At 64.2% G+C, this 13,938-nt stretch carries 15 protein-coding genes; 4 read left to right on the plus strand and 11 right to left on the minus strand.

The genetic code is table 11. The features are described 5' to 3' along the window. Positions 1 to 11: 11 nt before the first annotated feature. The 5 genes from AC5RWO_RS04465 to AC5RWO_RS04485 all read right to left on the minus strand — a co-directional run bounded on the left by AC5RWO_RS04465 (position 12) and on the right by AC5RWO_RS04485 (position 3,750). Positions 12 to 818 carry an ABC transporter permease gene (locus AC5RWO_RS04465; RefSeq protein ID WP_498729701.1) on the minus strand — a complete coding sequence of 269 codons (807 nt, stop codon included), beginning with the start codon at positions 816 to 818 and terminating at the stop codon, positions 12 to 14. Further along, complete coding sequence (locus AC5RWO_RS04470; RefSeq protein WP_498729702.1) at positions 815 to 1,816, minus strand: ABC transporter ATP-binding protein; 1,002 nt, start codon at positions 1,814 to 1,816, stop codon at positions 815 to 817. The genes AC5RWO_RS04465 and AC5RWO_RS04470 overlap by 4 nt, the downstream gene beginning before the upstream one ends. 60 nt (positions 1,817 to 1,876) lie before the next feature. Next, complete coding sequence (locus AC5RWO_RS04475) at positions 1,877 to 2,173, minus strand: transcriptional regulator (RefSeq protein ID WP_074700571.1); 297 nt, start codon at positions 2,171 to 2,173, stop codon at positions 1,877 to 1,879. 2 nt (positions 2,174 to 2,175) lie between these two features. Further along, positions 2,176 to 2,850: a hypothetical protein gene (locus tag AC5RWO_RS04480; protein ID WP_498729703.1), complete on the minus strand. Its 675-nt coding sequence runs from the start codon at positions 2,848 to 2,850 to the stop codon at positions 2,176 to 2,178. Between the two features lie 99 nt (positions 2,851 to 2,949). Next, the gene (locus tag AC5RWO_RS04485; RefSeq protein ID WP_498729705.1) at positions 2,950 to 3,750 is read right to left on the minus strand and encodes a putative protein N(5)-glutamine methyltransferase; all 801 of its coding nucleotides are present in this window, start codon (positions 3,748 to 3,750) and stop codon (positions 2,950 to 2,952) included. A gap of 113 nt (positions 3,751 to 3,863) precedes the next feature. Between AC5RWO_RS04485 and AC5RWO_RS04490 the strand changes: the two genes are divergently transcribed. After that, a complete protein-coding gene (locus AC5RWO_RS04490; protein ID WP_498729706.1) occupies positions 3,864 to 4,283 on the plus strand; it encodes a VOC family protein in 420 nt (139 codons plus the stop codon). A 129-nt stretch (positions 4,284 to 4,412) separates the two neighbouring features. Here the strand turns inward: AC5RWO_RS04490 and AC5RWO_RS04495 are convergent, their stop codons facing one another. Together AC5RWO_RS04495 and AC5RWO_RS04500 are read right to left on the minus strand one after the other, a co-directional pair. After that, positions 4,413 to 5,297, minus strand: a complete 885-nt coding sequence (locus AC5RWO_RS04495; RefSeq protein ID WP_498729707.1) for a glycoside hydrolase family 25 domain-containing protein — start codon at positions 5,295 to 5,297, stop codon at positions 4,413 to 4,415. 83 nt (positions 5,298 to 5,380) lie between these two features. Continuing rightward, positions 5,381 to 5,962 carry a sugar O-acetyltransferase gene (locus AC5RWO_RS04500; protein WP_498730091.1) on the minus strand — a complete coding sequence of 194 codons (582 nt, stop codon included), beginning with the start codon at positions 5,960 to 5,962 and terminating at the stop codon, positions 5,381 to 5,383. A gap of 116 nt (positions 5,963 to 6,078) precedes the next feature. Between AC5RWO_RS04500 and AC5RWO_RS04505 the strand changes: the two genes are divergently transcribed. Then, entirely contained in the window at positions 6,079 to 7,011 is a 933-nt protein-coding gene (locus tag AC5RWO_RS04505; protein WP_498730093.1) for a 5'-3' exonuclease, read from the plus strand. A gap of 32 nt (positions 7,012 to 7,043) precedes the next feature. On the opposite strand, the gene AC5RWO_RS04510 is transcribed toward AC5RWO_RS04505, so the two are convergent. The 3 genes from AC5RWO_RS04510 to AC5RWO_RS04520 all read right to left on the minus strand — a co-directional run bounded on the left by AC5RWO_RS04510 (position 7,044) and on the right by AC5RWO_RS04520 (position 9,708). Then, entirely contained in the window at positions 7,044 to 8,486 is a 1,443-nt protein-coding gene (locus tag AC5RWO_RS04510; RefSeq protein WP_498729709.1) for an MFS transporter, read from the minus strand. 146 nt (positions 8,487 to 8,632) lie between these two features. Beyond that, the gene (locus tag AC5RWO_RS04515) at positions 8,633 to 9,205 is read right to left on the minus strand and encodes a GNAT family N-acetyltransferase (protein WP_498729711.1); all 573 of its coding nucleotides are present in this window, start codon (positions 9,203 to 9,205) and stop codon (positions 8,633 to 8,635) included. Further along, entirely contained in the window at positions 9,202 to 9,708 is a 507-nt protein-coding gene (locus AC5RWO_RS04520; protein WP_498729713.1) for a hypothetical protein, read from the minus strand. Before AC5RWO_RS04520 ends, AC5RWO_RS04515 begins: the two co-directional genes overlap by 4 nt. 569 nt (positions 9,709 to 10,277) lie before the next feature. Here AC5RWO_RS04520 and AC5RWO_RS04525 point away from each other — a divergent pair. Both AC5RWO_RS04525 and AC5RWO_RS04530 read left to right on the plus strand, forming a co-directional pair. After that, positions 10,278 to 11,387 (plus strand): fatty acid desaturase family protein, encoded by a 1,110-nt coding sequence (locus AC5RWO_RS04525; RefSeq protein ID WP_498729714.1) that lies wholly within the window; start codon positions 10,278 to 10,280, stop codon positions 11,385 to 11,387. A 407-nt stretch (positions 11,388 to 11,794) separates the two neighbouring features. Next, positions 11,795 to 12,529, plus strand: coding sequence for a GAF and ANTAR domain-containing protein (locus AC5RWO_RS04530; protein ID WP_498729715.1), 735 nt, complete (start codon positions 11,795 to 11,797; stop codon positions 12,527 to 12,529). A 572-nt stretch (positions 12,530 to 13,101) separates the two neighbouring features. Here the strand turns inward: AC5RWO_RS04530 and AC5RWO_RS04535 are convergent. Further along, positions 13,102 to 13,833, minus strand: coding sequence for an alpha/beta fold hydrolase (locus AC5RWO_RS04535; RefSeq protein ID WP_498729717.1), 732 nt, complete (start codon positions 13,831 to 13,833; stop codon positions 13,102 to 13,104). Positions 13,834 to 13,938 lie beyond the last annotated feature (105 nt).

The following is a 13,938-nucleotide window of genomic DNA, read 5'->3' on the forward strand; positions in this document are numbered from 1 at the left end:
GTTGCCGCCGCCTACCGGAACCGGCGGCCCTGGTCCCGCCGGTTCGCCCAGAGCGCCAGCGCGCCCAGCACCACGGTCCAGGCCACCAGGCAGAGGACCGAGCTGGCGTGCATGCCCTGGCCGGAGAGCACCTGGACCGCGATGTCGCGCGCCGCCCGGGAGGGCAGGAACAGCGAGAACGTGTCCAGCCAGTCCGGGAACATGATCGGCGGCAGCATCATCCCGCCGGCGAACGCCATCGGGAAGAACACCACCTGGGTCACGGCGATCGCCACCTTGGACGTGCAGAGGTAGCCAATGAACAGCCCCAGCGCCAGGAACGGCAGCCCGCAGAACAGCCAGACCACCACGGACAGCGGAATCCTGCCCCAGGACAGCTCACCGCTGGTGAAGGCCTCCGGCGCCGAGGTCATCAGTCCGCCCAGGATCAGCACCGGAATCAGCGCGAAGAACGCGAACATCATTGCCGTCAGCGCCCGCGCGATGGTCGGCGGCACCGGCCCCGCGGGCAGGGTGCGCAGGTAGCTGTTCCACGGATTGGCCCGCTCCTCGGCAATACCGATGCCGTAATTGAACAGGAACGAGCTCATCACGCCGAACAGGGCCAGCTGCGCGATCGCGGTCAGCGCGGTGATCGGGTTCGAGGTGACCATCTCCTGCGGAATCACGAAGAACAGCAGGGCCAGGGTCGGGAAGACTGTGGAGGAGATGACGGCCACCGGAATGCGCAGCTGCTCCAGCACCTGCGCCTTGGTATGCGCCTTGAACAGGGCCGCCTGCGTCGGCGGCACGGGAGTGGGGTGGGCCAGGGTGGTCATGCCGGATCCTTTCCGGTCTCGGTTGCTGCTTCGGAGGAATGGCGGGTCAGCGCCAGGAACGCTTCTTCAAGGCTGGCGGCGTGGACTTCCAGTCCGCTGAATTCGATGCCCTCGCGCACCAGTTGCCGGACGGTGGCATCCGCGTCCTGCGTCACGACGCTGGTGACGCCCTTGGCGCTGGTGGCGGCACTGACCGCCTGCGGGAAGGATTCAAAGAACGACGCCGGCAGCTGGCTTTTGAACGAGACCTTGCTGATTGCCACATGGCCGCGGATCTCGTCCACGCTGCCGTCCGCGGTCACGGTCCCGCGGTCGATCACCACCACGCGGCTGGCCAACGCCTGGATCTCTTCGAGATAGTGGCTGGTGATCAGCAGCGTTCCGCCGCCGCGGCGGTAGTCTTCCAGCCGCTGCCACAGGGTTTCGCGGGCGTCCACGTCCAGGCCGGTGGTCGGTTCGTCCAGCACCACCAGGCGCGGCCGGCCCACCAGTGCCAGCGCCACCAGCAGCCGGCGCTGCTGGCCGCCGGAGAGCGCGCCGCACTGCTTCTCGGCCATGTCGGTCAGCCCGAAATCGGCCAGCAGCTCCGCGGTGGGGACGGGGTCCGGGTAGTGCGCCGCCACAAAGTCCACGGTTTCGCGGAGCTTCAGGGTCTGTGGGACGGAGGTGGCCTGGGGTGTGGTTCCCAGTTGCAGCCGCGCCTTCGGGTCCAGCGGACTGTGGCCGAACAGTTCCACCGTGCCGGAGTCGGCCCGGCGGAGGCCGGTGAGCAGGCTGATCAGCGTGGACTTGCCTGCGCCGTTGGGTCCGAGCAGGCCGAGCGCTTCGCCGGCGTGGATGTCCAGATTGATACCGCTCAGCGCGGCGGTGTTGCCGAAGCTCTTGGTGGCATTCACGACGGAGGCGAGCACCGCCGTCGTACGCTGTTCGGTGGGGTTGGAATATGGGTTGGAAGCGGATTCAGCAGGGGGTATAGCAACTGGTGCAGGGACTTTCATCGGTGCTCCTGGATGAGTGCGGATACTTGCCGTTCTTGCAGTGTTGCGGTGTTGCGGTGACTAGGGCAGGCCGGTGAGCAGTTCGCGCAGCGCCACCCGGTACTGCGCGTAGGCGGCCTTGCCCTTCGCGGTGATGCCCACGTACGTGGCGGGTGTCCGGCCCTCGATAGTCTTGGTGACCTCCACGTAGCCGGCGTCCTCAAGCTTGCGCAGGTGAGTGGAGAGGTTGCCGGCGGTCATGTCCAGCATCTTGCGCAGTTTGGTGAAGGCGATCTTGTCCCGCTCCCCCACCTCGTTCAGGATGGTGATGGCACGCAGGCGGGATTCGGCATGGATCACAGGGTCCAGTTCGGCCACGGCTACACCCGCCCGCGGTCGCGCAGCTGCCGGCGCCGGCGGAATTCCGCCAAGGCTCCGGCGAAGAAGCCGAGCGGACCGAGGATGAAGCAGACGGTCACGAAGTTTGCCGGGCCGGCCAGAATCGCGATGATGTTGGCCACGAGGAACCAGATGCCCAGCCGGGCCTGGCTCTTATCGTTGAACATCGCGCCGCCGACCATATACATCAGCCCGACAATCAGCAGCGCGATCCCGTTGATGATCATGCCGGTGAGCCAGAAATCGTCGACCGCGGCGCCGATCACTCCGGACAGCGTGCCCATCACCATGAAGCCCAGCGCCCACGCGCCGCCGTACATGGCGCCGACGAAGGACGAGTGGCCGCGGATGCCGCGCCGCTGCCGCGTCACGATGAAGACGGTGCTGGCGAGCGCGGCCAGGATGGTGATGCTGAAGACCGTCAGTGACGCCCCGGCGCTGAGCGGGAGCCAGCCGAACCGCGCCGCGTGCATCGCCCCGTAGCCGAGCAGCCAAGCGAAGGCCCAGATCAGGTAGACGCCTGCCTCGTTGCCCTGGAGTTCCTCCCGGGCTTTGGTTTCGGCGTCGTTGACCAGGCGCAGCGCGGCGTGCAGGTCCAGCGGCGCTTCCTCTGGCTCCCCGGGCTGGGCGTCAGTGCTGTTGGACTGCGGTGCCATGCTCGCTTGCCTTTCCTCGTTGTGGATCACACAAACTAGTTTGCGCTACAAACTGGTTTGCGTCAAGGGTGGAACGAGATGCCAGAGGACGGCGTGGTCCTACTTCCCGGGGATGGTTCCAATAACGACGGCGGCGTCCAACTCCGCGGAAAAGGCGGCTTGGGCGGCAAAACCGTGGCGCTCAAAAATCCGCGCGGTCTCATTCAGTTGGCGAGGACCGGTTTCCACCAGCAGGTGGCCCCCAGGCGCCAGCCACTCATGCGCGGACGCGACGACGCGCCGCTGGATATCCAGTCCATCCCTCCCGCCGTCGAGCGCAATCTGCGGTTCATGTAGACGGGCTTCCGGCGGCATCATTCCGATCGCTCCGGTGGGAACGTAGGGTGCGTTGGCAACCAGGACGTCCACCCTGCCGCGCAGGACAATGGGCAGCGCAGCGTAGAGATCTCCTTCGAAGACCTGGCCTGCCGCACCGATATTGCGTCGCGCGCAGCGCACCGCCGCAGGGTCGATATCCGCCGCGTACAGTTCCAACCCGCTCACGGTGCCGGCGAGTGCTGCGGCCACAGCACCCGAGCCGCAGCAAAGGTCGACCGCTACCGGTGAGCCGTCCACGCGACGAGCCAGGTCGATGGCATTGGAAGCCAGAAACTCCGTGCGGCGGCGGGGCACAAACACGCCCGGTTCCACGGCAATCCGCAGCCCGCAAAACTCCGCCCAGCCGAGGATCTGTTCCAGCGGCAGCCCGGCGATCCGCCGGCCCAGCATGTCCTCCAGCGCCGCCGGCGTCAGGGCAGCAGCGACCAGCAGCTGCGCCTCGTCCTCGGCGAAGACACAGCCGGCCGCGCGCAGCCTCTCCGCGACAACGGCCTGGGCGCGCGATGACAGCTGAACTGGCATGGAACCAACTTTCGGTCACCCCGTAGTCTTCCCTACCTGCAGCCGCTGGTAAATAATCAACCTTGGACAGCACACCAGCATGACCAACACATGACCAACAAAGGAGTTCGATCATGGCAACGCGCCTCAACCCGTACCTCAGCTTCCGCGACAACGCCCGGCAGGCGATGGACTTTTACCACTCTGCCTTCGGCGGCGAACTGACCCGCAGCACTTTCGCTGAATTGCATGCCAGTGACGATCCGGCCGAAGGGGAGAAGATCATGCACTCCATGCTGGAAACCCCGAACGGCCTCACCCTCATGTGCGCGGACACGCCGAACGGCATGGCCTACAACCCGGGCGACAACATTTCGGTGTCCCTCAGCGGCGACGACGAAGCCGAGCTGCGCGGCTACTGGGACAAGCTGACCGAGGGCGCCACCATCGCCGAACCGCTGGAGAAGGCTCCCTGGGGCGACACATTCGGCATGTTCACCGACAAATTCGGCATCAACTGGCTGGTCAACATCGCCGGCCAGCCCCAGCAGTAGGTCCTCTGCGCGAGCAGCCCCGCGTTCGATCCGGCCGCTTAGGGCGTTCGAACGTGAGAACGTCCCTTGCTGCCCGCATTTCTGCGTGTAAGGGACGTTCTCGTGCTTTAGGGACGTTCTCGCTGAAGGCTAGATGCAGGAGTAGTCGTAATCGAAGCCGCGCGAGACAAACTGCGTGACGGAAACATAGCCGCCGGGTGTGAGCGGCGGGGAGGCGCAGTTGTTCTTGGCCCCGTTGGCTGTCCGGGCGCCGGCCAGCCAGCTAGGGAGACCGGCCAGGCTGCTGTCCGCACTGACCTGGCCGACGATCTGGCCCCACTGGAAGTTGGTCGAGTAAATCCCGACGTCGGCGCCGGTACTCTCGAAGTAGTCGGTCATGCCCTCCAGATCGGCGGCATTCGCGGCCTTGTCAGCCGACCAGCTGTTCTCGGTTTCGACGTCGAGCCACCAGAGATAGTCCTCGGGGTTGCTGATGCCGCGGATGTTCGCGTCGTCGTAGGCCTTGGCCCAACCGTACATGTAGGCGCAGGCCGCGTCTTCGGCACCGCTGCACTTACCGTAAGGATTATCGACGACGTCGGAATCGGGATCATCGACGTCCTCCGGGTAGACGTTGCTGTCCGGCCACCAGGAACCGGCGTGCCCGGCGTTGGCGGTGTTGACGTAGAGCGCCACATCAGGCTGGCCGGTGGCGTCCGTCAGTGTCTCTTCCTCCGCCCAGGCCAATTGCTCGGCAAGGCAGGGGTTGGTGTTGTTGGCCAGGCCGCCGGTCACGCCGATGATGGCGAACGCCGGATTTTCCGGAAGCGTCTTGCCGCATTGCGGCCAGGAGACATCATTGCCGAGCAGGTCGGGGCTGCCACCGCTGTCGCCCTTGCCGCCGCCTTTGTTTGGGGCGGCATCTGCAGCCGGGGCGGCGCCAAGGCCTACAGCTGACACAAGCAGGCACAGCATCAGCGCCGGCAGCCATCGTTTATATCGCCGGACACCGGACTTCGAATCTTCGTTGATCATGACGAGCCTTTCACTGCGTAAGCGGAGGAGAATCCACTGGCGAAAAGCTTCCCCCAGCCGGAGGGCGCCGTCAACATATTTCCTTAGAGTTCGCGGACCACCCGCACCGGGTTGCCCACGGCTACGACGTTTGCCGGCAGGTCCTTCGTGACCACTGCGCCTGCGCCGATCACGGTGTTTTCGCCGACCGTAACACCCGGCAGGATGATCGCTCCGCCGCCGATCCACACGTTGTCCCCGATGGTGATGGGCTGCGCTGCCTCCAGTTTGTCGCGGCGCGGCTTCGGCTCCACCGGGTGGGTTGGCGTCAGCAGCTGGACGTTGGGACCGATCTGCACGTCGTCGCCAATCGTAATCGCAGCGACGTCTAGGGCCGTGAGGTTGTAGTTGATGAAGGTCCGCGCACCGATGCTGATGTAGCGGCCGTAGTCCACGAACAAAGGAGGCCGGACCTCGGAGTCCTCGCCGATCGCGCCCAGCAGGTCTTTCAGGATCTCTCCTGCCGCGGCGCGGTCACTGGGCCAGACCCTGTTGTAACGGTCCGCGAGTTCGATCGCCCGGGTGCCATCCGCGGCGAGCTCCGGGTCGTCGGCAATGTAGAGATCGCCCGCGACCATCCGCTCGCGCATCGATCGCTCGTCACCGGCAAAGTAGTCTTCCATCAGCAGCCCCTTTCGTTAGCGCTATGGCTCCACGGTAGCCGCGGCAGCGGAGGGCTGGGCACGAGCAAACAGAAACCGTGAGGCCCTGACATCCCGGCGCATCCGTGTCAGGATCAGTTATGCCCGATCGACTGATGCTCCTTGACACTGCGTCGCTGTACTTCCGTGCCTTCTACGGCATGCCCGATACGATCCGCCGTACGGACGGCACCCCCGTCAACGCCGTCCGCGGGTTGCTCGACATGATCGCGCGGCTCACCACCGACTACACCGCGACGCATCTGATCGCGTGCTGGGACGACGACTGGCGCCCGCAGTGGCGGGTGGACCTCCTCCCCACTTATAAGGCGCATCGAGTCGCAGAAGTGGTAGCGGGTGCTCCGGACGTGGAGATCGTGCCGGCCGGGCTGGAGGCGCAGATTCCGATGATCCGCCGGGTGCTGGAACTGGCCGGTATCGCCGTCGTCGGGGCGCTCGAACACGAGGCCGACGACGTCATCGGCACCTACGCGAGCCACGCCGACCTTCCGGTCGACGTGGTCACCGGCGACCGCGATCTCTTCCAGGTTGTCGACGATGCCCGGCAGGTGCGTGTGATCTACACAGCGCGCGGCATGAAAAACCTGGAGGTCCTGACCGACGCGGTGGTCGTCGGCAAATACCGCGTGCTGCCCGAACAGTATGCCGACTACGCGCTCCTCCGGGGCGACGCCTCCGACGGGCTTCCGGGTGTCGCCGGCATCGGCGAGAAGACGGCCGCATCGCTGCTTGGAGAGTACGGTTCTCTCGACGGGCTGCTCGCGGCGGCGGACGCGGGAAGCGGACTGTCCGCTTCCGTCCGTTCGAAGCTCAACAAGGCCTCCGATTATCTGAAGGTTGCGCCCGCCGTCGTGAAGGTCGCACGCGACCTCAAGCTGCCGAGCGTCGAGGAGGCCGGCGCGCAACTCCAACCCGTCGACGGCGATTCACGTACCGAACTCGAGCGGCTGGCCACCGATTGGAACCTCGGCGGCTCCGTGAAGCGGTTCCTCGCAGCACTCGACCAACACTGAATAACGGCTCCGCCGAATACCCTGCAGACAAATCAGGCAGCGTCATCGGTATCGCCGCCAGGTGCACCCTGCACATCAGCCGCCAGCGGCGCGCTCTCCGGGGCATTGGCATACGCAACCGAGAGCCGGCGATACGACTGCGTGAGCAAAGCTGCGAGCCCCAGCACGATCGACGCGATCCCGGACACCAGGAACACCAACGCAATCCCGCGGGCGTCCCCCTCACCCAGCAGCCACCCCCAGGACTGCCTCCCGGGCTGTGAATTCATGTAGGGAATGATCCAGAACTCGGCCAACGGCGCGATCATGAACGCGGTGATCGGGGCGGCCGCCGCCTCAAACGTCATGGCGAATCCAAAGACCCTTCCCTGGGTGGCGTACGGAACCACTTTCTGGATCACGGTCTGCTCCGCGGCCTCGACCGCCGGGATGATCATCATGAAGATCCAGATGCCCACCGCATAGAGCCACCACCACTCGCGGATGGTGAACGTCGCACCGAGTACGCCGGTGCAGGCGACCAGGATCAGCATGCTGCGAATCGGGTTCTTGCCCAGCCCGAACTTGGCCACCAGCCCACCGCCGATCAGGAAACCCGTCGCCGTCACACCCAGCACCACGCCCCAGATCTCCACGGGGAAGATCGTCAGGCCGTACGGGTCCATGAGTGCCATGAACACGCCGCCAGTCAGGTTGTTGAAGGTGGTGAACAGGATCAGCGCGAACAAACCCTGGGTCGCGCGGACGGCCGCGACGCCCGCACGCAGCTCGGCGAAACTCTCGCGCTCCTGAGCACGCACGATCCTGGGTTCGGGAATCTTGAGGATAAGCAAGTGCACCAGCACTACACCGCAGGCGACCAGCGCGATGATGATCGTCCCGCCCATGCCCAGGATCCCGATCGCCAGTCCACTGAAGACGGAGGTGATCATGAACGCGAGCCCCTGCACGGTTCCGACCAGGCCGTTGGCATTGGCCCGGCGCTCGGTCGGCACCAATAGCGTCACGGTGGTGGACAGGGCGATGTTGCGCAGCTGTTCGATGACGGCGCCGATGAGCACCACGAGGGCAAAAAGCCAGAACCAGAAGCCGGTCAGGCTCAGCAAAGCGTCCTCCGGAACCAGCAGGAACATCAGTCCCGCCAGCCCAAAGCAGGCCACCGTGAACAGCGTAGAGCCCACCATTACCGCGTGCTTGCGGTAGCGGTCCACCAGCACACCGAAGAACAGGCCGAAGAACGCGACGAGCAGCATGTAGGCGCCGCCGATGAGACCGGTGGCCAGCACGGAACGGGTTTCCAGATACACCCAGAAGGTCAAACCGAACCAGAGAAAGCTGGTGATCACGTTGGCAAGGGCGGTATTGACCAGCACATGCATGAACGTGCGGTGCCCCGCTTCCGGCGGCGTCGCATTGGTGACGGCTTGCCTGTCTGCCGTTTCAATGTCTGCGGAGGACGGATCTTCCTGCGGCATGTTCCAAGCGTAAAACCGATGTAAGGCCGTTGAAAGAGCGCGGGCAGATATCCATGGCACCCCTAATTTGGTCCCGGCTATTGGAGCCCAGAGGCCTCTGGCGATACCCGCGCTGCGGAAGATCGGCCGCCAGACTGACGGCTTGTTCAGCGAAGGTCGAGCCGCATGAGTACGCGGGGGAACCCATTTAGCACCGAGTCGGTGTCGGCTGCCTTGATGAACCCAGCCCGCTCGAAGAGCTTGCGTGTTCCCACGTATGCCATGGTGAGGTCCACCTTCTTGCCTTCGTTGTCGACCGGATATCCCTCGATCGCAGGCGCCCCATGATCACGTGCAAATTCGACGGCGCCTGTGAGTAAATGGTGCGAGATGCCCTTGCCGCGATGCCCCGGCCGCACCCGGATGCACCACACCGCCCAGACGTCGACGTCGTCCACATGCGGGATCTTCCGGTTGCGGGCGAAGCTGGTGTCCGCTCTCGGATGCACGGCGGCCCAGCCGACCACCTCGTCGCCGTCGTAAGCGAGCACTCCTGGCGGCGGATCCTGTCGGCACAGACGCTCCACAAGCTGCCCACGCTCCTGCCCACGCAGCGCCAGATTGTCCTTCGATGGAATGCGATAGCTCAGACACCAGCACACGTCCGCATCCGGCCGCTTGGGGCCGAGCATCGTCTTCACGTCGTCGAACGCCGTAGCCGCACGTACCTCAATCGTCATACATTCACGGTGGCACCAACGCCCGATGCTGACAATGGCCGTCGAAGACTGCGAGTGCCGGTTAGAGGTGGCACGAGGACGAGATTGCCGTTGAGCGGGAAGAAATTGCCTCGTCTCAAATAAGTTGAACCACGTCGCCTGGAATTGCGCGGAGCCAACGAAAGTGAGACACATTTGCCGATTTGTCTCACAGGAAGTGGCGCTGGCGTCAAGTCGTCGGTTTCAGCGCTTAACGTTTGCTTCTTGCCCAGTTTGGCCCACGGGACAGTAGCTATTGCCGTGTCAAGGTCAGCCGCTGATTTGCCCTCTGCGCTCCTGTTCGCCAAGGCTACAGAGCGGGCGAAAACTGAGTAGCGATAGGGGTGTCCGAAACCGCGATCACTGATCGTGATTTCTACCGTTCCAGCAGTCTCGTGTTGGCCCTCGAAAGTTGCCACGTGGGCTACTTCCCTAAGGCTGCTGGTTTTTTCGATCTGCGCGATAACAGCCTCAATATTTTCCATGCCGCGTTCCTTTGGCCGGCGGTATGGCGCTGATGTTACCGTGTCCGTCCCCATTTCACCGGCCACATCACAAATAGGCCAACAGAGCGATAATCGCGCGTACGACGACGGCTGATGCTGTGTCCGTTTTTCGCCAATCGTCCGTTTCTTCACCAAGCCACGGCAACGGACGAGACGATGGAAGCGGCGCTGGAGTCAAGTAGTCGGCTTCAGCGCTTCATTCTGCTGCCGGAATCACGACAGGTCTCCTATCCGGTGGCTCGTATCCCGCGGTAGGCGCTTTCGACACAAATCGACGCCGCCGGAGCATCTTCGGCGCCATCTATTTTCCCGCCGGCGGCAGCGACTAGCCCGGCACGGGGTCCCTCGTCTCAAGGTACGACCGGAACGTCGGCTGGTACGAATAACCCAAGCCCGGGAGACGTCTGCCCTCCCGCTTCATCCGGCACATGCCGCGCGGCACGTGCCGGATTTACTGGCGTCCGTGCGGGACCTGAGCGTATCCTCAGGACAGGGCCGGTAGTTCATGCAGAGGACGGCACCCGGCACCTGGCAGTTCCGAGGTACCCATGGACTCCCATCCCACCGCGTCCCGGCCGGAACCAGTGACGGCCGTTCCCGGCCCGGGCACCGGCGAGCCGAATGCTGTTGCCGCCGGGTATCTCGCGCTGGCAGCCCGGATGCGCGAAGCCGGTCTGATGCGGCGGCGCCGCGGGTACTACATCACTGTGTTCACCGTCCTTATGCTCGCTCTGGCCGGTGCATGGGCCGGGTTCGTGCTGCTGGGGGCCAGTTGGTTCCAGCTGTTCATCGCCGCGGGTCTGGGGATTCTTTTCACCCAGTTCAGCTTCCTGGCCCACGAGGCGGGCCACCGGCAGGTCTTCGCCTCGAAACACGTGAACGAGTGGGCGGCCCGGGTGATCGGCACCGGCTTGGTCGGTATCAGCTACGCCATGTGGGTGCGCAAGCACACCAGGCATCATGGCTTTCCCAACCAGGTGGATAAGGACCCGGACATCCACACCGGAGCCGTCGCCTTCCACCCCGACGCGGCCGCCGCCAGGCGCGGGATCATGGTGCCGGTCACCCGGTGCCAGGGCTATCTGCTGTTCCCGTTGCTGCTGTTCCTCGGTTTCAGCCTGTACGTCGACTCGGTCAAGTTCCTCTGCCGCCGCGCGGACGTGGACCACCGGTGGTTCGAGGCCCCGCTTCTGACCGCCCGGTTCGCGCTGCTGCTCGGCGTCGTTTTCTGGTTCCTCCCCGCCGGCATGGCCGCCGCGTTCGTCGGCGTCCAGGTCGCGGTCTTCGGGTTCTACATGGGCGCCTCCTTCGCACCGAACCACAAGGGCATGCCCATCTACCCCAAGACTGCCCGGCCCGACTTCGTCACCCGGCAGGTCACCGCATCCCGCAACATCAGCGGCGGCATCATGATGGACCTGCTCATGGGCGGGCTGAACCGCCAGACCGAACACCACCTGTTCCCGGACATGCCCCGGCCCAGCCTTCACAAGGCGGCCCCTCTGGTGCGCCGGTACTGCCGCTCCCACGGCATCCCCTACACCGAAACCAGTCTGATTTCCTCCTACGGCACCATCGTGCGCTACCTCAACAGCGTTGGCGCCGCCGCCGGCGACCCCTTCCACTGCCCCGTCGCCGACATCTACCGCCCCGACTAACCCAGCTCTGCCGGCGTTGCCACTGGCGTATCGCCCAACGCCCGCACCTATGCGACTTTGCCTTTGCCTTTGCCGATTGAGTACACACGGATTCAGGGATCAACCTGCCGCTCAGTGCATGGCGGCGGCAGCAGCCCGGATGCGTTGGCGGACGATGGAACTGCTGGCGAGTATCTGGTTTTTGCCCCAACCGCGGATAGAAGAAGAGACGATGGAATGGCGTTGGAGTCAAGCAGCCGGCTCCAGCGTTATGCTCTTGGCCGCGTTGCTGAGGCTGCCGCGGGACGCCGCGGGCCGCTACCTGCCGGGCTTTTGTTCGCCTTTCGTCTCCCGCGGCCAGTCGCCTGCCCTCCTTCAAAGCAGTTAAGCTGATGGTCACGTGCAGTTGGGGGAATCAGGAGAGACACATGACGGAGAACTGGCTGGAAGAACCTCCCGCCGCCCAATGGCATGACCTGCTGCTGGACAGCCATGACATTACAAGCTTTCTCAACGACTTTACCCAGATGATTGCCGGACACCTCGCCGGAGACGGCGACGAAGTATGGTGCGCCGTAACCCTGCTGCGCGAACGGAAATCCACATGTGTTGCCAGCAGCAGCGACCGCGCCGCGGCATTGGACGAAATTCAGTACAGTTTCGGTGACGGCCCCTGCCTCACTGCGGCCCGCGAACACAGAATCGTGCATGTCCCCGACATGCGGCTGGAGAACAGATGGCCCGGCTACAAGGACGCAGCTGCCGCCAACGGCATCATCTCGGTCCTCGGCTTGCCGTTCGAACTCGAAGACGGCGCCCGGGCAGGGCTCAACGTCTACTCAGACCAACCGGATAAGTACGATGACGCCGCTATCGAGGAGATCCACAGGGAAGTCCTGATCGCTTCCAAAGCACTCCGGCTGGCAATACGAATGGCGCGCTACCAAGACAGGGAAGCTCACATGGACGCGGCCATGCGTTCCAGGACAACCATTGATCTGGCCGTCGGAATCATCATGGGCCAAAACAAGTGCAGCCAGGACAACGCGTTCAACGTCCTTAAAACCGCGTCCAGCAGCCGGAACGTCAAAATCCGAGACCTCGCCGCAAACATCGTCGCCGGCCTCGGCAAAGGCCCCGCCAAAACCCACTTCGACGGATAACCCATACGTCCTAATCAGGACAGCCGAACCATCCTGGGGACTGTGGAAATAACGTTGTGGCTTGCCGGGAGAAACGGAAGCACCCAACGCAACTGCATTGCGTCCTATCACCCGGCTATCTGACCCACCGGCATGGGCAAGGACTGCACCGAGGCTGCCGGTAGATCATCAGGGCAAATCTCGCCGCTGTTGGGTGGGACCGGCCCACCGCCCGTCCCACACGACGGGCATGAGCGCCGGGCGTAATAAGCGTCACCATGTCTGCCGGAGCCGTGCACGGCACTGGCGGGACCTCCGAATAACTACGACTGCCGGAAGGCTATTGAGCCGGCCTTTGGTCGATATCGCCTGCTCCTGCGCGATCAGGACGAGCTCGCCAGGTTCGGCCACGGTGCGATGCGACCAGGTCCGCCCGATGCCCAGTTGATTCGAGTTATTCCAATTAATCCGTTGTGTCCGCGATAGTTGGTTTCTTTACCGGGCCACGACACTAGACGGGCCGATGGACGTGACGCTGGATTCAAGGAGTCGTCTTCAGCGCCTGCAGGTTTTAGGACCCTGCTCAGGCCGCGCTAGGAATGGATGAATGCCTGGATGCTGGCGGCAGTTCTGGCAGCTGCCCCGTGCTGGACGATGTGCGGCTTGCCCTGTATTTCCAGGAAACGGCCGCGCGCTGCGATGGCGGCCAGTTTCTGGCACCAGGGCCGAGGTGCTACCGGATCGTGTGAGCCCCGGATTACCAGCACGGGCTGGGCGATCCGGATAAGCCTCGCTTCCAGATCGTAGGACATCATTACCGGAAGTTCGGTCAGATACCAGCGCATGCCGCAGCGGACGTAGTCGGTGAACACGATGGCGTTGCCCGCCGGGCTTTCCGTGAGCGAGTTGACTCCCAGCTTGAGGGCCTGGAGCAGGACGCTTCGGCGCGCTGAATCGACCACGGGGCCGATCAGCACAACATGCGAGACCAGGTCGGGGCGCAGAAGGGCAAGTTCCGCGGCGAACTGCGTGCCCATGGAATGTCCGACCACCACGACGGGTCCGGTGCCCAGCTCATCGAGTGTGCCCGCGATGACCGCGGCATATTCGGCGACGGAAATCTGCCGGTCAGGTTTGGCGGCTGCGCCGAACCCCGGCAGGTCGAAGGAATGCACATCTCCGTGTCCAGCCAGGATCTGCTGCAACCTTCGGTAATAGCGGTGGGACATCCCGATGCCGTGCAGCAGCACGAAAACCGGGGTATCCGACGTCGTGTGCGGGCCGGCTAAAGAATACACGTGTGCGTCCAGGGATCCTGTGGTCACGAGCCTTGCCGTGAGCGCGCTGTTCGCCCCCGCGCCGGTTTCGTGCGTCCATGAAAATCCGACCAAGGCCGCCCTGCTTATCCGGGTAATGCCCTGCATCAGTAG

It is taken from the genome of Arthrobacter sp. B055-34 (genome assembly GCF_059090425.1).

Coding starts and splice junctions, on each gene's coding strand:
- AC5RWO_RS04510 (WP_498729709.1), bottom strand. CDS start 8,486: ATGCCGCAGGAAGATCCGTCCTCCGCAGACATTGAAACGGCAGACAGG.
- AC5RWO_RS04480 (WP_498729703.1), bottom strand. CDS start 2,850: ATGGCACCGCAGTCCAACAGCACTGACGCCCAGCCCGGGGAGCCAGAG.
- AC5RWO_RS04470 (WP_498729702.1), bottom strand. CDS start 1,816: ATGAAAGTCCCTGCACCAGTTGCTATACCCCCTGCTGAATCCGCTTCC.
- AC5RWO_RS04485 (WP_498729705.1), bottom strand. CDS start 3,750: ATGCCAGTTCAGCTGTCATCGCGCGCCCAGGCCGTTGTCGCGGAGAGG.
- AC5RWO_RS04490 (WP_498729706.1), top strand. CDS start 3,864: ATGGCAACGCGCCTCAACCCGTACCTCAGCTTCCGCGACAACGCCCGG.
- AC5RWO_RS04520 (WP_498729713.1), bottom strand. CDS start 9,708: ATGGAAAATATTGAGGCTGTTATCGCGCAGATCGAAAAAACCAGCAGC.
- AC5RWO_RS04505 (WP_498730093.1), top strand. CDS start 6,079: ATGCCCGATCGACTGATGCTCCTTGACACTGCGTCGCTGTACTTCCGT.
- AC5RWO_RS04525 (WP_498729714.1), top strand. CDS start 10,278: ATGGACTCCCATCCCACCGCGTCCCGGCCGGAACCAGTGACGGCCGTT.
- AC5RWO_RS04465 (WP_498729701.1), bottom strand. CDS start 818: ATGACCACCCTGGCCCACCCCACTCCCGTGCCGCCGACGCAGGCGGCC.
- AC5RWO_RS04515 (WP_498729711.1), bottom strand. CDS start 9,205: ATGACGATTGAGGTACGTGCGGCTACGGCGTTCGACGACGTGAAGACG.
- AC5RWO_RS04495 (WP_498729707.1), bottom strand. CDS start 5,297: ATGATCAACGAAGATTCGAAGTCCGGTGTCCGGCGATATAAACGATGG.
- AC5RWO_RS04530 (WP_498729715.1), top strand. CDS start 11,795: ATGACGGAGAACTGGCTGGAAGAACCTCCCGCCGCCCAATGGCATGAC.